The organism is Pseudomonas sp. 300 (assembly GCF_055803035.1).
Map to the genome: position 1 here is coordinate 2,952,744 of NZ_JAVLRV010000002.1, position 2,410 is coordinate 2,955,153.

1 protein-coding gene is annotated in these 2,410 nt (G+C 62.1%); it reads left to right on the forward strand.

Annotated features, from left to right (window positions below; translation table 11 throughout):
* Positions 1-154: 154 nt before the first annotated feature.
* A partial coding sequence (locus Q7W83_RS19945) for a 5-oxoprolinase/urea amidolyase family protein (protein ID WP_473656635.1) occupies positions 155-2,410 on the forward strand: 2,256 nt, incomplete at its 3' end.

A 2,410-nucleotide genomic window follows, 5' to 3' on the forward strand; every position in this document is an offset into this window, starting at 1 on the left:
CATCGATGTTGAATGTTCCGACGCCATCGCGAGCAGGCTCGCTCCCACAGGGGGGCAGTGGTGTTTTTGAGTGAACGTTTTTTGCCGTCGGGGACGACCCCGGCGCCCAACGAAAAACTGCGGGACGGCCCGCATCCCCTCCAGGGGTTATGCCATGTTCGAAAAAGTCCTGATTGCCAACCGTGGCGCCATTGCCTGCCGCATCCTGCGCACCTTGCGTGAAGCGCACGTCAAAGGCGTCGCCGTGTACTCCGAAGCCGATGCCGCGAGCCTGCACATCCTGCAAGCCGATGAAGCCCACAGCCTCGGTGAAGGCGCGGCGGCCGGCACCTATCTGGCGGTCGACAAAATCCTCGCCATCGCCAAAGCCAGCGGCGCCACGGCGATCCATCCCGGCTACGGTTTCCTCTCGGAAAACGCCGCGTTCGCCGAAGCCTGCGAAGCCGCCGACATCGCCTTCATCGGTCCGACGCCAGAACAGCTGCGCGTATTCGGTCTCAAACACACGGCCCGCGCCTTGGCCAAACAGCACGGCGTGCCGATGCTCGAAGGTACCGAGCTACTCGACAGCCTCAATGCGGCATTGATCGCTGGCGAACAAGTCGGTTACCCGGTGATGCTCAAAAGCACCGCTGGCGGCGGTGGCATCGGCATGCGCGTATGCCGCAGTGTTGCCGAATTGAGCGAATCCTTCGAAGCGGTCAAACGCCTCGGCCAGAACAATTTCAGTGACGCCGGTGTGTTCATCGAGAAGTACATTCAGCGCGCGCGGCATCTCGAAGTTCAAGTGTTCGGTGACGGTCGCGGTGAAGTGATCGCCCTCGGCGTGCGCGACTGCTCGGTGCAGCGCCGCAATCAGAAAGTCCTCGAAGAAACCCCGGCGCCGAACCTGCCAGAAGGCATGGCCGAAGCGTTGTGCGCAGCGGCGATCAAACTGGCCAAAGCGGTGAATTACCGCAGCGCCGGCACCGTGGAATTCGTCTTCGACAGCGCAGACCAGCGCTTCTATTTTCTGGAAGTGAACACCCGTTTGCAGGTCGAACACGGCGTCACCGAACAGGTGTGGGGCGTGGATCTGGTGCGCTGGATGGTGGAACTGGCGGCGGGTGATCTGCCGCCGCTGAGCGTGTTGAGCCAAGGTTTGAAAGCCAACGGCCATGCGATTCAGGCGCGGCTGTATGCGGAAGATCCGGGTCGTGATTTTCAACCGAGCCCCGGCTTGCTGACCGCTGTGAATTTCCCCGTCGCCGATGGCAAACAACTGCGGATCGACACCTGGGTCGAGGCCGGTTGCGAGATTCCGCCGTACTTCGACCCGATGATCGCCAAGGTCATCTGCTGGGCACCGACCCGCGAAGAAGCGCGTGCCGATCTGCATCAGGCCTTGGGTGACAGCCAACTCTATGGCGTGGAAACCAACCGCGATTACCTGCGGCAGATCTTGCTCGATGCGCCGTTCGCCAGCGGCCAGCCGTGGACCCGCTGTCTCGAACATCTGATCTATCAGGCCAACACCTTTGAAGTGCTCAGCGCTGGCACTCAAACCAGCGTTCAGGACTATCCGGGGCGACTCGGCTATTGGGCCGTGGGCGTGCCGCCGTCGGGGCCGATGGACAGTCGCGCATTGCGTCTGGGCAATCTGTTGCTGGGTAACGAAGAAGGTGCCGCCGCGCTGGAAATCACCATGAGCGGGCCGTTGCTGCGCTTCAATTGCGACGCAGTGGTGGCGGTCACCGGGGCAGTGATTCCGCTGACGCTGAACGGTGAAACCGTGGCGATGAACACGGCGCTGCTGATTCCCGTCGGTGCCACGCTGAGCCTCGGGACGATTGCCGGTGCGGGCGCTCGCAGCTATCTGTGCCTGCGTGGCGGCCTGCAAGTGCCGGATTATCTGGGCAGTAAAAGTACCTTCACGCTCGGGCAGTTTGGTGGGCATGGTGGTCGAGCATTGCGAGCCGGCGATGTATTGCATGTGCCGGCGTTGAGCGATCACAGCGTCGGTGAGCAACTGCCGGAAATCCCTGAGTTGCCTGCCGTGCGGCAGATTCGGGTGATCTACGGCCCGCACGGCGCACCGGAATATTTCACCGAAAACTACATCGGCACGTTCTTCGCGACTCAATGGGAAGTGCATTTCAACTCCAGCAGAACGGGCGTGCGTCTGATCGGGCCGAAGCCGGAATGGGTACGTGCGGACGGTGGTGAAGCGGGGCTGCATCCGTCGAATATTCACGACAATCCTTACGCCATTGGCGCCGTGGATTTCACCGGGGACATGCCGGTGATTCTCGGGCCGGACGGCCCGAGCCTGGGCGGGTTTGTGTGCCCGGTGACCGTGATCGAGGCGGATCTTTGGCAGCTTGGGCAGCTCAAGGCCGGCGACAAAGTCCAGTTCCTCCCCGTCGATCTC